Source organism: Salegentibacter sp. BDJ18 (assembly GCF_017579965.1).
GTDB lineage: Bacteria > Bacteroidota > Bacteroidia > Flavobacteriales > Flavobacteriaceae > Salegentibacter.
Window position 1 is genome coordinate 1 of sequence record NZ_JAFLQX010000026.1, and the last position, 14359, is coordinate 14359.

Here is a 14359-nt window from a genome sequence, read left to right on the forward strand (position 1 = left end):
GTACAAGCTCAATAATAGCGTCAAGGGTAGATTTTGAACTGGCTGTGGCCAAATCCAATTCTTTCAGCCAAGTGGTAAAACCTTTTGACCAACGGTTTTTATTGCTAAATTGCTTGGGTATTCTAATACCGTGATAATATAAAAATGATTTTACCCTACACTTGTTCCTTGCTATTTCTTTTGAAAGTGTCTTGCGGAACCTTATTATTCCCCTATCCCCCTCCAATTCAATTCCAGGAACATAGATGCCCTCCAACTTGCTAGCCGCAAGCTGTTCAGCTATTTTACGGCTATCCCTGGCATCTTCTTTTTGCTTGCGCTCTTTGTCTGTAGTTGGTATGTCGGCAGGGTTTACCACTATGTTTCTTATTCCTAATCTCGTTAATTCCCGGTGAGCCTTGAAACCATTAAAACTGGCCTCGTAAGCTGAATAATAGTTCGCACCCGGAAAATTCTTCTTTAAATATTTTGCTAGGACATCTGCCTCTGGATCTTGTGAGAATGTCTTAAAAAAAGTGTTCCCTACTAATATGGTAGATTTCCAATTTTTCAAATGGGTGTCCAGTCCAATATAAATATTCTCCCCACTATAATTTAATACTTTGCTTGTACTTTCCATAACTTGAGTCTTTTAAGTTTTGATCAGGTAATTTAATAACTGTTCTTGACTTATGGATTACAAACATAAGGGCTATTCATTACAATTATATTCAGCTCTTGCCAGCAAGAAGAGACACCAGAACAGCCTGATTTTATTTCGTCAGATATAAACTTAGAAGAATGGGAAGCTGTTCCATATATCAGATACCGAGACAATGACACCATAATTCTAGGTGGTTTTAGTGAAGATCAGGATCTTACTAAGGGTTTGGCCTTTAAAATTAAATTTGAGGGCGAAGGAGAATACACTTTAAATAAATTTACTCACTACATAACACTTTTTCAAGGGGACATCGAAACTAGTTTATATAGATTTGATGAAAATTCAGCCTCTCAATTTACAATCACAGAATACAGTTCAGAGCAGAATTTTATAAAAGGAAATTTTGAAATGTCTCTTCTTCTAGAGAGTGGTGATCCAGAAAATCTTGAAGATAAATTAGTATTCAAAAATGGAAGTTTCAAAGCTACTCTTGATGAGTAGATTGATAGACTATTTATAACTTTAGAAGTGTCATAAAACTGAGGCAACAACGACTAATTTCAAATAACTGGTTTAATCGAACAAATATAATTTAAGAAACCAGGAAACAAGAGGTTTAGCCAACAAGCTCCCGTTTCTATTTCATACCGCTTGCCTAAATACCAATTCAAGTCAGAGCACTAAATAATTTCAATTAAAACAAATACCGAGATTATACCTGCGAAACGTCTATGTTTATACTACATTAGCCGGATATGAAAAAGGAATTTATATTTGGCAGCTTAAAATTCAGGAAATATGAGTGACCCAACAAATATCTGTTTGTCTTGTGGTTTATGTTGTGATGGTACTTTAATTGGTTTTGTGCAGCTCGAAAGAGAAGAGCTATCACCAGTAAAACAGCTGATGGATATTGAACAAACGGGTGAAAATGGAATGTTTTTTCTACCCTGTAATGAACTTGGCTGCAATGGTTGTAATATTTATTCTCAAAGACCAAAAGCCTGTAGAAATTTTGAGTGTGGAGTTTTGAAATCTGTAGAAAAAAAGGAGTTGAGTTTTGATAAGGCCACTGAAGTAATTGATGTAGTTAAACAAAAAAAGGCAACCATTGAAAAACATGTAGCAACCTTACAGATTGAACTTCAATCCAAATCATTTCACTTTAAAATGCTAGAATTAAAAAAGTTGCTTCGGAAAGATAAGTCTGAATTATCCTTATCACAAAGTCACCAGGAATTAAAATTGGAGCTCGAGGAACTTGAGAAGTTACTAACAAAGAGTTTTGGTGTTTCGTTTTAATCAAGAACCTCGGGGCAAGCCCACGAGGTATGAGTGGAAAAATTATCTTTCGTTCGAGGCAAGCCTCGGAGCACTTAAATCTCGATTATCGAGTAAAAAAGAAGAAGCCTGAAAACTATTTTCCCGGAAACCATAGACGCCAGCAATCGGCAAACATTTGCTAAAATTCCAGAGCTTTTCTAATTGTTTGCTAAATTTTAGTAGATTTATAAAGATTCCTAAGGAATAATTTCCTTTCTAACCCATACTTCCAATTCTTATGGTAAAATCATATTTAATAAGTCTGCTTTTATTAATCCCGGTGCTGGGGTTCTCGCAGCAAAAAGACAGTTTGGGTGAACCTCTTATCCCATCAAACAAAATAGAGCTCTTAAAAAATATCAATTTTACCTTCGGTATGCGTATGGGCTTCCAGGCATATACCTTTAGAGGTGGAGATAACTATTACAATGGTATCCAATTTCTTAATGGTTTTACGGCGCTGGGAATTTCCGGAAAATTACATGAAAGGGTAAATTTCACATTTAGAAACCGCTTTAATAGAAATAGCGATGTGCAGACCCTGGATAGATTAGGCAGCGATATAGAACTGGCGTTTATAGACCTTAAAGCCAGCCCAAAGCTGAATATTAGATTAGGAAAAATGAATCCATTTTACGGTGGCTATGAATATGAGTTCAGTCCGTTGTATGTTTTGGAATATAATGATGTTTACAACAATGTGTTGGCCTTTGTTACCGGGGCCGGAATTACCTACCAGGCTTTAGAAAATCATAATTTTGGCTTCCAGGTTTTAAACTCCAGGACTATGCATTACGATGATCTTTATGGGGATATTGTTGCTGAAAATATCCAGGAACCCGATTGGCCGGTGGCTTTTGTAGGAAACTGGCGCGGAAGTTTTTTTGATGGTAAACTGGAAACCATTTATAGTTTAAGCCATTCTTATGAAGTTAAAAAAAGAGGAACTACTTTTTTTACTTTAGGCCATAAATATCAAAACAAGAATTTCAGCTTGATGTATGACTTTCACTACAGTTATGAGGAAGTAGATACAAAAGGCATTCTCACCAGTATTGTTGATGACGAATCTATAGCCGAAGATGTTTTATATATAGAAAACTGGATAAGGGCAGAATACCGTTTTAGCCCAAAATTTACCGGTTTACTAACGCTAATGACGAGCAGTGCTTACGATGATATAAAAGCAAGCAATGAGCACATAAGACGAAGCTACGGAATGATCCCTACTGTGTATTACAGCCCGTTTAAAAATATTGATCTCCGGTTTTTCTTTGCTTATATTGGCCGCTATTTTGATTATTCTGAATTTGCTACACAAAATTTTGATGTCTCCAGTTATAATAAAAATGAAGTAAGGATTGGTTTTATTGCTCCGTTGTTATTATTGTAGGTTTTCGTTGGCAATCCATAATTACTCAGGAATATAAGGTTCACCTCCTTCCCAATACTGTTCCGGGTTAAAGCATACCCTAAGTCTTCTTTCTACTTTAAACTTAAAAAAGACCAAAACTCAATTTATTGACAAAAAATTATATTTTTGAAATAATTACTAATTTAAATTCATTCAAATGATTTAAATTTTAAAAATAAATCACATTTTTACGAATAGGAATAAAGAAATAAACCACTTTAAAACTAATCATTGAAAAGCAAAACAAACATTTTTTTATTTACCAGTTTCTTATTTGCCGCAGCATTAACCGGATGGCTTTACTACCAGATGGATAACAGAATTGGAGATTTAAGTGAAAATAATAAAACCGATCAAAATTTTGAGGTTTGTGACGATAACAGGATTACTCAGAATTACGGAATGCGTGCTGAATACTCCGGAGGCAACAAAGCAATAAAAGAAGAAATCCTAAATGATCTACAAACCCTAAATTTTGAACAACCAGGTTTAATCACCTTTCGCTTTATTGTGAACTGTAAAGGAAAAACAGGCAGATTTCGGGTAAATTCAACCGGTACAGACTTACAGGAGATAGAAGTTGACCCATCAAAAATTAAAGATATAGAGAAGGCATTGCTTCAATTAAAAAAATGGGCTCCCGCAAAGAACGAATTTGATTCTTATGACAGCTATTATGTCTTAAATTTTAAAATTAGAAATAATAACATTGTAGATATATTCTAGCCTGATGAAGCGATTTTTTAAAATATTCAAAATAATTTTAGGAGTTATATTAACAGCATATTCTGTAGTAATTATTTCTTTTTTAGTTTTTTCACCCTTTGAAGATCGGTATTCTCTCGCCGCAAATATGCAGGGCGTATTCTTTTCCCAATCTCTATTCGAAATACTAAAATTTCAGGAGCCCGAAAACGATGAATTATATTTTGAACAATCGGTACCTTTTAATAAAAGAGGTTATTATGCAAAAGGATTTTCTCTTTTAGATAAAGCCATTGAATTAAATTCTAAGGTACATTTGGGGTATAGAGGATATATGAAACTTAGGTTTCTAAGAAATTATAAAGCCGCTTTAAAAGATTTTGACAGGTTGGACACTTTAACTGAAAATTTTGTAGATGCCCCCTGGGGAGAGGATATAGATTTCCTGAGAGGCGAAGCCTATTTTGGACTGGAAAATTATGAAAAGGCGATAATTCATTTCAAAAAAAGTATCGAGAATCAAGGGGAAGACTGGGTATACAATCAAACCTATGTATATCTTGGGCTTTCTAAATATAGACTGGGAAACCTGGAAGAAGCTATCACTTATCATCAAAAAGCGCTTAGCCAATCTAAATATACGGTAGAAGCGCATATAGCACTGGCCAAAATATATGCAGAACAAAATAAAACCGAAGCCGCAAATACACATTTAGAACAAGCCAAAAAATATTTTAATTATAAAAGAGATGATCCTTATAATGAATATTTAAATGAAGTTTATAAAAGTGATCTAGTGCAGTGGGAGAATAGCAGAATGTGACTTTAAATCACTAATACAACAAGCTTTAGGCAATTAAAAAATAGGAACTAAAAAATGCGACAATGGTAAAAATTTGGGTCATAGCAATCTCGCTATTTTTAATAATCACTTTTCTTTTTTGGAATTTTACCAAAGGGCATTTTAAAAATGAATATGGTAAAAAGATGTGGAAAAAATGGGGCACCAGGACTTTTTATTGGCAAGGTGCGTTATTTGTGGGATTTGGAGGTACATTTCTAATCCTGTTTCTTTTAAAGTGGGCAAATGTCCTGGCTTTTTAGAAATTAAGCACAATAGTTATATTTTAAAAAAGCTATTGTTAAATAAACTGACCTAAAATAGCTTGAATTAATAAGTAAAATATAACTATCCTGAAGAAAAAATACTTTATAATTTCATTTTTACTAATTCTAATCAGCTTAGGTTGCTCAAGTGATAGCGAAGAACTTTATCGGAATATGAATTAATTTTCACTGTAAAAAGACCCGATTATATAACTGAAACCAGGTTCTACGCTTTTGAGTAGAATTATTATAAAACCTATCCCCTCGTCCTCTTAATAAAAACCTCCTGTAATTTTTTAGTAAGGCTGTCTTTTTGCGTGGTGTAGACTTTTTTGTCTTTGTGAGTAATAGAACTTATAGGAATAATTTGCGTGGTGGTGCCGGTAACAAAGATTTCCTCTACTTCTACCAATTCGTCAATATGTACAGGTTTTTCAACCACTTTTATATTTAAGCCGGCACAGATGTTAATCACCTCGGCGCGGGTAATTCCAGAGAGTATCTTATGGCCTTCGGGATGGGTATGTACTACGCCGTATTTTACAAAAAACAGGCTGGAATGTGAACCTTCGGTAAAATAACCTTTGCGCACCAGGAGGTTTTCGGCAAACCCGGTAGCGATGGCTTCCTCGTTGGCCATAACATTTGCCAAAAGTGCTGTCGACTTTATATCGCAGCGGTGCCAGCGTTTATCTTCTGTGGCGATTACTTCCCAGGTTTTCTTTTCAAAACCTTCTAAAGTCACCGGAAAGGCGTACAACAAGACGGTGGTTTCAATCTTCTCGGGAACAAAATGGCTTCGGGCCGCAACTCCCCTACTCACCTGTATATAAACTGCTGCATCAGCTTCATTTAAATTGGCGCGTTCTATAGCTTCGTACATTAATTTTTCAAGCGAAAATGCATTAAAAGCAACCTGTATCTGGTCCAGGCAATATTGCAGGCGTTTTAGGTGTTCTTCCAGCTTAAAGCCTTTTCCGTTATAGAATGGGGTTACTTCATAAATTCCGTCGCCAAACATAAATGCACGGTCAAAAACCGAAACAAAGGCCTCGTCGGGTTTCAGCCATTTTCCGTTTAAATAAACTTCCGAAGGGTACTTTTTTTCAGGTTTCATAGTAATAGATTTGTTCTCCGTAAAAAGTCATCATTTAAAATGGTCGTCATCCTGAACTTGTCTCAGGATCTAAGTTGAGTGCATCCTCATGCTATGTTAGATGCTGAAATATCCCGAAGCGTCCGGACAGTTTGACGATTTATTCATGATTTTGATCTTATGAATAAAAACGGACATCCATTAATTAAAATACTGCTGTAATTGCTGCAGCCACTGCATCTCGTAATACCTAACTATACTTATTACAATTACCCCTGCAGCTACATAAACCCAGGAATAAGTATCGCGCTTAAGCATAATCCCGCCTATAACGGCAAAAATCACAAATGGAATTGCCATAATAAGGTTTGGCAGTGGCCAGGCGTCCTGAAATAACACGGCAATAATTTTCATAGCGCCATAAAATATGCTGTAGAACAAAATGATCTTGCTAATTAGCGCTTTCAAATTCCGTTGTTTCATTTACTCGTAATTTTTTGGGGATTGTCGACGTTTGGAAACCTTTTCGTAAGCAAAAGCCCACTGATAAAGTTTATTTTCTTCAGATGATTTTGCGAAAAATGTAAGACCTTTTGGGGCGCCATCTTTGTTATAACCCATAGGAACGGTAATTGCCGGATAATGTGCTACCGCGGCGAAACCGGCGTGATAATTATTTATGGATAAAATTCCGTCTAAATTGTGTTCCTGCATGGGAGTATCAAAATACTTTTTTCCTTTCTCACTTAAATCATTCTTTATAGAATCAAGATTGGTAGAGTCAGCCGACTCGTGTAAGATTCCATCAAACAGGGTTTGGCCGTAAGGCATTCTCCTCACAGAATCTTTTAAATTGAATTTCACAATATCGCCTACCGAAGCAAAACCTGTTGTACCACCATATTTTTCAAAATACTCGGGTAGATCTTTTTTCATATCCAGGCTTAGCAAACGCAAAAAGTTTTCCAGCTCAATTTCTTCGGCTTCAAATTCTACAATTTCGGCTCCTGCATTTCTTAGATCGCTAACCGCCAGCTTATAAAGCGAATCTTCTTTTATTAATTGTTTAAAAGCACCAAATCGCTTTCCTTCCAAACTTATATTTTCAAAATTGAAATCGGTATCCTCTACTTCTACTGAAAGCGCATCTTTAACATCTTTCCCCGTCATTGCTGAATATAAAATTGCATTATCTATAACCGATTTTGACATAGGCCCGGGAGTATCTAAATAGCTGGAAATAGGCACAATCCCACCCCGACTTAAATTCCCGATAGTTGGTTTTAACCCTACTACCGAATTCTGGCTGGAAGGCGAAAGAATAGATCCTGAAGTTTCAGATCCTACTGCTACAGGAGCAAGATTTGCCGCCACCGCCACTGCACTACCTGAACTGGAACCACCGGTATCAAAGATCTTTCTTCCGTATGGGTTTAGGGTTTGTCCGCCAACCGCCGAGTAACCGCTGGGACATTCTCCGCAAAAGAAATAAGCCCATTCACTTAGGTTGGCTTTTCCAAGAATTAGTGCACCGTTTTCTTTTAATTTCTGAACTATAAAAGCATCTTCGGTCTGGTTATTTTGCAAGGCAATAGCTCCCGCTGTAGTTGCCATATTTTGCGTATTGATATTATCTTTTAACAAAACCGGAATTCCATTAATCAAATGATTTTCTGCTGAATTATTTAATTGCTTATCTTTTTTTCGTGCTTCTTCCAGCAAGTTTGGATTCAGAGAAATAACCGAATTTAAGGAAAGTTCATTCTCACGGTCATTTTTTTTAATACGGTATAAGTAAAACAGGGAAATTTCCTCGTAAGTAAGCTCGCCCTCTTTGACTGCTTCCTGGATTTCAGGAATATTTTTATCGAAAATAAGCGGTTTTATCGATTGATATTTTTCTTCAGAAAATTCTGCTAAATCGCTTTCAAAAGGAGACCAAAGAGAATCCTCGGAAATATTTTTTGAATCTAAAACTTTAAATTCCTCTTCCTTTTCGGTTTTTAGCGAGTCCCGGGTTTCGGTATTTTCATCTTCAGAATTTTTATTATTTCCGCAGGAAATTAAAGCGGGAAGCAGAAAAAGGAATAAAAGTTTTTTCATTTATTATTATTTTAAAAACTGGAGATTAAATGAAATATTAATCAATAAACTACCGATTTTCCTAACACCGGAAAATAAGCTTACTGTTTGAAGAAAGAATCTACAAATTCGTATTTATTAAAAACCTGCAAATCTTCTACACCCTCACCTACACCAATATATTTAACCGGAATTTTAAACTGATCGCTTATTCCAATTACAACGCCGCCCTTTGCTGTACCATCTAATTTTGTAACGGCAAGAGAAGTTACTTCTGTAGCCGCTGTAAACTGTTTTGCCTGTTCAAAAGCATTTTGCCCGGTAGAGCCATCTAAAACCAATAAAACCTCATGGGGAGCATTAGGAATTACCTTTTGCATTACACGCTTTACTTTGGTAAGCTCATTCATTAAATTCACTTTATTGTGAAGTCTCCCGGCGGTATCTATAAGCACTACATCTGCATTTTGTTTTACTGCGCTTTGCACGGTATCAAAAGCAACAGAAGCAGGATCGCTGCCCATTTTTTGGCGTACTATAGGCACATCGGTCCTATCGGCCCAAATTTGTAACTGATCTATGGCCGCTGCTCTAAAAGTATCGGCTGCCCCTAAAACAACTTTTTTACCGGCGCTTTTAAACTGGTGGGCAAGTTTACCTATTGTGGTAGTTTTGCCTACGCCATTAACGCCAACCACCATAATTACGTATGGTTTTACATCTGGCAACTGAATATTTGCTGCTTCGCCAGTTTCAGATTCAGAAAGCAGGCCGGCAATTTCTTCGCGTAATATTTTATTAAGTTCTTCAGTACCCAAATATTTATCACGAGCTACGCGATCTTCAATTCGGTTTATAATTTTAATGGTAGTAGCCACACCAACATCACTGCTTACCAGTACGTTTTCCAGATCGTCTAAAACTTCTTCGTCTACCTTGGTTTTACCGGCAACGGCTTTACTCATTTTAGACATAAAGCTGGTTTTGGTCTTTTCCAGCCCTTTATCCAGGTTTTCTTTTTTGTCTTTAGAAAATATCTTTTTAAATAAACTCATTTTTTGGAAGGTTTAAAATCAACAAATTCCGGAAATGTTTTCCCGAAATTTTCAGCTGTAAATATAAGCAAATTACTTCGAGGCAAGCCCACGAAGCATTAAGAAGAACTAATTTACAATATCGAAACAAATCCCGGAGCATTTAAATTTCGATTATCGAAGAAAAACAAAAAGCCGTCTAGAGTTATCCAGACGGCTTTGTAAATGTTTTCAAGGAAGTTTGCTTAGTTTACTTTTTGTTCAAAAAGTCGTTCACTTCTTCCGGAGCCATAATTTGTTCAACAAAAGTATAGGCACCAGATTTTGGAGATTTCACCATTTTAATTGCTTTGGTCAATCTCTTAGACCCTGTTTGTATCGATGCAACTGATTTCTTAGCCATAACTTATTATTTTATCTCTTTATGAACCGTCATTTTCTTAAGGATTGGATTAAATTTCTTTATCTCCAATCTATCCGGTGTATTCTTTTTATTCTTGGTAGTAATGTATCTTGAAGTTCCCGGTTGTCCGGTAGCTTTATGCTCTGTACACTCTAGTATAACCTGTACCCTGTTTCCTTTCTTTGCCATTGTAATGTGTTTTTATGCTTAAGGATTATTTCTTCAAAAATCCTTTTTCTCTTGCCTCTTTAATTACAGCAGAGATGCCTTTTTTATTAATATCTTTAAGTGCAGATGTAGATACCTTTAAAGTGACCCATTTATCTTCCTCAGGAATAAAAAAACGTTTCTTTACCAAATTGGCATTAAATCTACGTTTGGTTTTGTTCATAGCGTGAGAAACATTGTTCCCAACCATCGCTCTTTTACCAGTAAGTTCACAAACTCTTGACATTGCTCTATTCTTTTCTCGTTATTTCAAAACAGGCTGCAAATTAACGATTTTTTCACCTAACAAACAATATTAATTTAAAAAAATATTCCAGCTTTTTGAAATATGGAAATCAAATCTATTTCTTAGCTAAAAACTCCCTGTTTTCGTTGTATTAGAAAGCGAACAAACTTTTTCGCTTTGCAAATTTAGCCATTTTTGAAGCAAAAACTATTTAAAATACTGAAATTCAAACCTTAAATTAGGTGATTTCAAAACTTTAAAACTAAAAAATGCAATTAAGGGTAGGTCTTAATTTGTTGAAATAACTCTTCCCGAATCATTTCCATACTCTTGTTTACCGCTTTCCCAATTACTTTATCCCGATGATTGCCAAAGATGAATTTTTTCGCATAAACCTTATTTGGGGTGGCAATTCCTATAAAAACAGTACCAATTTCGGCATCGCTGTCTCCTTTTGCCGGCCCTGCATTCCCGGTGGTGGAAATCGCATAATCGGTTTTAAAAAGATCTCTCACATTTTTCGCCATAGCTATTGCCACTTCTTCACTCACCACCGAGTGTTCTTCAATTAGCTTTTTATCTATTTGTAAAATATCTTCTTTAACACTTGTTGCGTAACTTACCACGCTGCCTTTATAATAATTTGATGCGCCGGGAGGAGTGGCAAATAAACTGGCCAATTTCCCACCGGTACAACTTTCAGCCGTAGATATACTGGCATTAATTTTTAGTAATAATCTTGAAATTTGAATTTCTATAGGCTCATCGTCTTCATAACCAACAATAATATCGCCTATAATCCCATGTAAATCGGTAATAAGGCTTTCTACACTGTTTTTAAGATGTTCTTCGTTATCGCCTTTCGCAGTTAATCGCAAACGCACCCGGCCCAGGTTGGGCAAATATGCCAGTTTAATGTAAGGCGGAAAATTGTTTTCCCAATCTTCAATTTTATCGGCAATGGCGCTTTCTCCCATCCCGTAGGTTAAAACGGTTTTATGCAGAATAACCGGCCTTTTAAACGTTTGCTGAAGCTTAGGTACAACTTCATCTTCTATGAGCGCTTTCATTTCAAAAGGAACGCCCGGCAAAGAAATATAAGCTTTTTCCTCGCTTTCAAACCACATTCCTGCTGCCGTACCATACTTATTTTTTAAAGCCAGGGCTTTAGATGGTAGCATGGCCTGTTTTCGGTTTAAATCGGAAATTGGAGTGTCTATATATTTATCAAAAAGAAATTCAATATGCTTGAGTACTTCCTCGTTTTTTACGAGTTTATCATTGAAAAATTCGCATAAGCAATCTTTGGTAATATCGTCTTTGGTAGGACCAAGACCGCCGGTTATAATTATAATATCGGCACGGTTTTTAGCCTCGTACAAAGCTTCCAAAATATGACTTTTTTCGTCTTCTACCGTAGAAATTTGTTTTACCGAAATACCAATTTTGTTTAATTCTTTAGCGATAAAAGCTGAATTGGTATCTATAATCTGGCCAATTAGAATCTCATCTCCAATGGTAATTATTTCTGCTTTCATTCCAGTTCAAAATCTCTTTTAAGGGCAATGCTGGCCACATTTACTTTCTTGGTGATTTTAGATGCCGCGGTGGGAACTTCGTCTTTCTTTTTCCCGGCTTTTGCCCAGACCTCAATCACTTTTACCTCGTCCATAAGTTCAAGACCAAACAGCTGTAAATTGGGTTTCATTTTATGGGCAAATTGATAAGCAAGATCAGGATTATCGTTAGAAATAGCCTCGTTCATCGCTTCTACATCTGGCGGAATTTCTTCTAAAAAGGTTTGTACCACTATTTTCATGAAATCTTCGTCGCCACCGGCCATTTCTTTAACCTCACTTAAATCGTAGTTGCTCATAGTACTATTTTATTTGAATTGAAAAGATTTGTTTGTCTTCTAAAAATCCGGTTAATTTATCTTCTGGCGTTACTTTGCCAACACCGGCCGGGGTTCCGGTAAAGATAACATCACCTATTTTTAAAGTAAAAAACTGTGAAATATAGGCAATTAGCTCATCTATTTTCCACAGCATCAATCGGGTATTGCTTTTTTGAACGGTTTCCCCGTTCTTTTCTAAACTAAAGTTAAGCATATTTATATCGCCAACCGCATCTTTGGGCAACCATTTTTCTCCTATTACCGCAGCTCCATCAAAAGCTTTTGCTTTTTCCCAGGGCAATCCTTTCTCTTTTAATTTTTGCTGAAGATCTCTGGCTGTAAAATCTATCCCAAGGCCAACTTCTTCATAATATTTATGCGCAAATTTCTCCTGAATATGTTTTCCTACTTTTTTGATCTTCACCAAAACCTCAACTTCATAATGAACATCATTAGAAAAATCAGGAATAAAAAAGGGCTGTTTTTTTAATAAAATAGAAGTATCTGGTTTCAGAAAAATTACCGGATCTTCGGGTTTTTCATTTTGTAATTCAGAAATATGATCGGTATAGTTTCTGCCAATGCAAATTATTTTCATAAGTAGGCCTGGTAAAAATTATTTCAACTTGGTATTTAATTTTCTCAATTTTATAGCGGTAAGTACCTTCTTGGTATAAAGTGGAAAATCGGCATTCTGGATCCATCCAAAATAACCCGGTTCCTCCTCCAAAACCTGTTCTACATTTTTACCACGGTATTTTCCAAAAGCAAAAACTTCGTTTCCTTTTTTATCATACGCGATAAATCCCGCGAAATCTGCAAATTTATTCCTCGCAGAATAATCGGCAAGGTATTTCATATCATTTTGCAAATCGTCATACCTATCTAACTGCGATTTTAAAACCTCGTAGGTTGCCGTGGTATCTGCTTCAGCACTATGGGCATCTATAAGATCTTTTCCGCAGTAAAACTGGTATGCGGCTGCCAAAGTTCTTTGTTCTTTTTTATGAAAAATAGTTTGTACATCTACGGCCACCACGTTTTTCATTTCAAAATCTATCCCGGCGCGTAGAAGTTCTTCTACCAGTAAAGGAATATCAAATCTATTGGAATTGTAACCACCTAGATCACAACCTTTAATCATATCGTGCACCTGGGAAGAAAGTTCTTTAAACGTGGGCTCATTAGCCACCTTCTCGTCTGAAATTCCGTGAATTGCCACCACTTCTTTGGGAATAGGCATTTCTGGGTTTACCAGCCAGGTTTTGCTTTCCTTGTTTCCGTTAGGAAAAACTTTAAGGATAGCGATTTCTACAATACGGTCTTTTGCCACATTTGTTCCCGTGGTTTCGAGGTCAAAAAAACAAATGGGTCTCGTTAGGTTTAATTCCATAAAGGAGCTTGATTTTGGGGGTAAATATACTATAATTTATGGGCTTTGACTTATTAAGCAAGTTTTGAAAAATAAAGATTTACAGCCGTAAAAAATTTAATTTGGTAGAAGTTTGAATATTAGAACACATTATTGGATACACTATCTTAATCCCTTTTAAATCACTAAATATTCCTTCAACTAAACCTAATAACATTTTTTATCTTTGAATATATTAAAAAATACCAGGATGTTTAAATACTTAGCATACGTAAGCAGGCAAAGTCACGTGATTACCGATAATGATTTAAAGGAACTTCTAAGCAAATCCCGAACTCGCAATAGCGAAATTGAGATTACAGGTATGCTAATTTATTTCCATGGAAGTTTTATTCAATACCTGGAAGGAAAAGAGGGAAATATTGATAGCCTATATAACAAGATTGCTGAAGACAGGCGTCACCAAAGTGTAACTGAAATAGACTCAGGTTTTAGTAAAAAACGCGCTTTTTCTGAATGGTCTATGGCGTTTAAAAAGTTACAAAAAGATGAAGCTTTTGAAATTCTTGGTTATAAAGATCTGGAAACAGCGCAGCTTTTTGACAATTACCAAACCCCAGATGAGCACCCTGCTTTAAACCTATTAAATAACTACGTAAAGAATCTTTGAACGCAGAAAAACTAAAAAATCTTCAAGCTGTCCCGAAGCTTCGGGATTGTTCCAGCTTCTAACACGTTTGAAATACCAACATCTTAGATCCTGAAACAAGTTCAGGATGATGGCTAAAAAAAAACCGGCTAAGATTAGCCGGTTTTTTTTAGAATATTA

19 protein-coding genes are annotated in these 14359 nt (G+C 35.9%); 7 read left to right on the forward strand and 12 right to left on the reverse strand.

What is annotated here, in order from left to right; genetic code table 11:
* Nucleotides 1–619: transposase (locus tag J0871_RS15090; RefSeq protein WP_208226080.1), on the reverse strand; the 619-nt coding region annotated here is incomplete at its 3' end.
* Nucleotides 620–868: 249 nt separating this feature from the next.
* Between J0871_RS15090 and J0871_RS15095 the strand changes: the two genes are divergently transcribed.
* The 6 genes from J0871_RS15095 to J0871_RS15120 all read left to right on the forward strand — a co-directional run bounded on the left by J0871_RS15095 (nt 869) and on the right by J0871_RS15120 (nt 5189).
* A complete protein-coding gene (locus tag J0871_RS15095; RefSeq protein ID WP_208226081.1) occupies nt 869–1144 on the forward strand; it encodes a hypothetical protein in 276 nt (91 codons plus the stop codon).
* Nucleotides 1145–1441: 297 nt separating this feature from the next.
* Nucleotides 1442–1945, forward strand: coding sequence for a YkgJ family cysteine cluster protein (locus J0871_RS15100; protein ID WP_208226082.1), 504 nt, complete (start codon nt 1442–1444; stop codon nt 1943–1945).
* A gap of 259 nt (nt 1946–2204) precedes the next feature.
* A complete protein-coding gene (locus J0871_RS15105; RefSeq protein WP_208226083.1) occupies nt 2205–3359 on the forward strand; it encodes a porin in 1155 nt (384 codons plus the stop codon).
* 252 nt (nt 3360–3611) lie between these two features.
* On the forward strand, nt 3612–4106 hold the full coding sequence (locus J0871_RS15110) for a hypothetical protein (protein ID WP_208226084.1): 495 nt from the start codon (nt 3612–3614) through the stop codon (nt 4104–4106).
* A gap of 4 nt (nt 4107–4110) precedes the next feature.
* On the forward strand, nt 4111–4908 hold the full coding sequence (locus J0871_RS15115; protein WP_208226085.1) for a tetratricopeptide repeat protein: 798 nt from the start codon (nt 4111–4113) through the stop codon (nt 4906–4908).
* 62 nt (nt 4909–4970) lie between these two features.
* On the forward strand, nt 4971–5189 hold the full coding sequence (locus tag J0871_RS15120) for a hypothetical protein (RefSeq protein WP_208226222.1): 219 nt from the start codon (nt 4971–4973) through the stop codon (nt 5187–5189).
* A gap of 259 nt (nt 5190–5448) precedes the next feature.
* Here J0871_RS15120 and J0871_RS15125 read toward each other — a convergent pair whose 3' ends face one another.
* The 11 genes from J0871_RS15125 to J0871_RS15175 all read right to left on the reverse strand — a co-directional run bounded on the left by J0871_RS15125 (nt 5449) and on the right by J0871_RS15175 (nt 13551).
* Complete coding sequence (locus tag J0871_RS15125) at nt 5449–6309, reverse strand: aminotransferase class IV (protein WP_208226086.1); 861 nt, start codon at nt 6307–6309, stop codon at nt 5449–5451.
* Between the two features lie 180 nt (nt 6310–6489).
* Nucleotides 6490–6771 (reverse strand): hypothetical protein, encoded by a 282-nt coding sequence (locus J0871_RS15130; protein ID WP_208226087.1) that lies wholly within the window; start codon nt 6769–6771, stop codon nt 6490–6492.
* On the reverse strand, nt 6772–8391 hold the full coding sequence (locus J0871_RS15135) for an amidase family protein (RefSeq protein ID WP_208226088.1): 1620 nt from the start codon (nt 8389–8391) through the stop codon (nt 6772–6774).
* Between the two features lie 80 nt (nt 8392–8471).
* Entirely contained in the window at nt 8472–9425 is a 954-nt protein-coding gene (gene ftsY / locus J0871_RS15140; protein WP_208226089.1) for a signal recognition particle-docking protein FtsY, read from the reverse strand.
* Nucleotides 9426–9654: 229 nt separating this feature from the next.
* Nucleotides 9655–9807: a DUF4295 domain-containing protein gene (locus J0871_RS15145; protein WP_075327392.1), complete on the reverse strand. Its 153-nt coding sequence runs from the start codon at nt 9805–9807 to the stop codon at nt 9655–9657.
* 6 nt (nt 9808–9813) lie between these two features.
* Nucleotides 9814–9996 carry a 50S ribosomal protein L33 gene (rpmG, locus tag J0871_RS15150; protein ID WP_075327393.1) on the reverse strand — a complete coding sequence of 61 codons (183 nt, stop codon included), beginning with the start codon at nt 9994–9996 and terminating at the stop codon, nt 9814–9816.
* A gap of 25 nt (nt 9997–10021) precedes the next feature.
* Nucleotides 10022–10261, reverse strand: a complete 240-nt coding sequence (gene rpmB / locus J0871_RS15155; RefSeq protein ID WP_057480126.1) for a 50S ribosomal protein L28 — start codon at nt 10259–10261, stop codon at nt 10022–10024.
* A gap of 275 nt (nt 10262–10536) precedes the next feature.
* A complete protein-coding gene (locus tag J0871_RS15160) occupies nt 10537–11799 on the reverse strand; it encodes a competence/damage-inducible protein A (RefSeq protein WP_208226090.1) in 1263 nt (420 codons plus the stop codon).
* Nucleotides 11796–12137 carry an Hpt domain-containing protein gene (locus J0871_RS15165; protein ID WP_208226091.1) on the reverse strand — a complete coding sequence of 114 codons (342 nt, stop codon included), beginning with the start codon at nt 12135–12137 and terminating at the stop codon, nt 11796–11798. The genes J0871_RS15160 and J0871_RS15165 overlap by 4 nt, the downstream gene beginning before the upstream one ends.
* Before the next feature lie 4 nt (nt 12138–12141).
* Nucleotides 12142–12756, reverse strand: a complete 615-nt coding sequence (locus J0871_RS15170) for a fumarylacetoacetate hydrolase family protein (protein ID WP_208226092.1) — start codon at nt 12754–12756, stop codon at nt 12142–12144.
* 18 nt (nt 12757–12774) lie between these two features.
* Nucleotides 12775–13551 carry a 3'-5' exonuclease gene (locus tag J0871_RS15175; RefSeq protein WP_208226093.1) on the reverse strand — a complete coding sequence of 259 codons (777 nt, stop codon included), beginning with the start codon at nt 13549–13551 and terminating at the stop codon, nt 12775–12777.
* Nucleotides 13552–13780: 229 nt separating this feature from the next.
* Here J0871_RS15175 and J0871_RS15180 point away from each other — a divergent pair, with 229 nt between their 5' ends.
* Entirely contained in the window at nt 13781–14200 is a 420-nt protein-coding gene (locus J0871_RS15180) for a BLUF domain-containing protein (RefSeq protein ID WP_208226094.1), read from the forward strand.
* The last annotated feature ends 159 nt before the right edge of the window (nt 14201–14359 follow it).

Coding starts and splice junctions, on each gene's coding strand:
- J0871_RS15170 (WP_208226092.1), bottom strand. CDS start 12,756: ATGAAAATAATTTGCATTGGCAGAAACTATACCGATCATATTTCTGAA.
- J0871_RS15125 (WP_208226086.1), bottom strand. CDS start 6,309: ATGAAACCTGAAAAAAAGTACCCTTCGGAAGTTTATTTAAACGGAAAA.
- J0871_RS15100 (WP_208226082.1), top strand. CDS start 1,442: ATGAGTGACCCAACAAATATCTGTTTGTCTTGTGGTTTATGTTGTGAT.
- rpmG (WP_075327393.1), bottom strand. CDS start 9,996: ATGGCAAAGAAAGGAAACAGGGTACAGGTTATACTAGAGTGTACAGAG.
- J0871_RS15180 (WP_208226094.1), top strand. CDS start 13,781: ATGTTTAAATACTTAGCATACGTAAGCAGGCAAAGTCACGTGATTACC.
- J0871_RS15130 (WP_208226087.1), bottom strand. CDS start 6,771: ATGAAACAACGGAATTTGAAAGCGCTAATTAGCAAGATCATTTTGTTC.
- J0871_RS15105 (WP_208226083.1), top strand. CDS start 2,205: ATGGTAAAATCATATTTAATAAGTCTGCTTTTATTAATCCCGGTGCTG.
- J0871_RS15135 (WP_208226088.1), bottom strand. CDS start 8,391: ATGAAAAAACTTTTATTCCTTTTTCTGCTTCCCGCTTTAATTTCCTGC.
- J0871_RS15160 (WP_208226090.1), bottom strand. CDS start 11,799: ATGAAAGCAGAAATAATTACCATTGGAGATGAGATTCTAATTGGCCAG.
- rpmB (WP_057480126.1), bottom strand. CDS start 10,261: ATGTCAAGAGTTTGTGAACTTACTGGTAAAAGAGCGATGGTTGGGAAC.
- J0871_RS15165 (WP_208226091.1), bottom strand. CDS start 12,137: ATGAGCAACTACGATTTAAGTGAGGTTAAAGAAATGGCCGGTGGCGAC.
- J0871_RS15175 (WP_208226093.1), bottom strand. CDS start 13,551: ATGGAATTAAACCTAACGAGACCCATTTGTTTTTTTGACCTCGAAACC.
- J0871_RS15120 (WP_208226222.1), top strand. CDS start 4,971: ATGGTAAAAATTTGGGTCATAGCAATCTCGCTATTTTTAATAATCACT.
- J0871_RS15115 (WP_208226085.1), top strand. CDS start 4,111: ATGAAGCGATTTTTTAAAATATTCAAAATAATTTTAGGAGTTATATTA.
- ftsY (WP_208226089.1), bottom strand. CDS start 9,425: ATGAGTTTATTTAAAAAGATATTTTCTAAAGACAAAAAAGAAAACCTG.
- J0871_RS15145 (WP_075327392.1), bottom strand. CDS start 9,807: ATGGCTAAGAAATCAGTTGCATCGATACAAACAGGGTCTAAGAGATTG.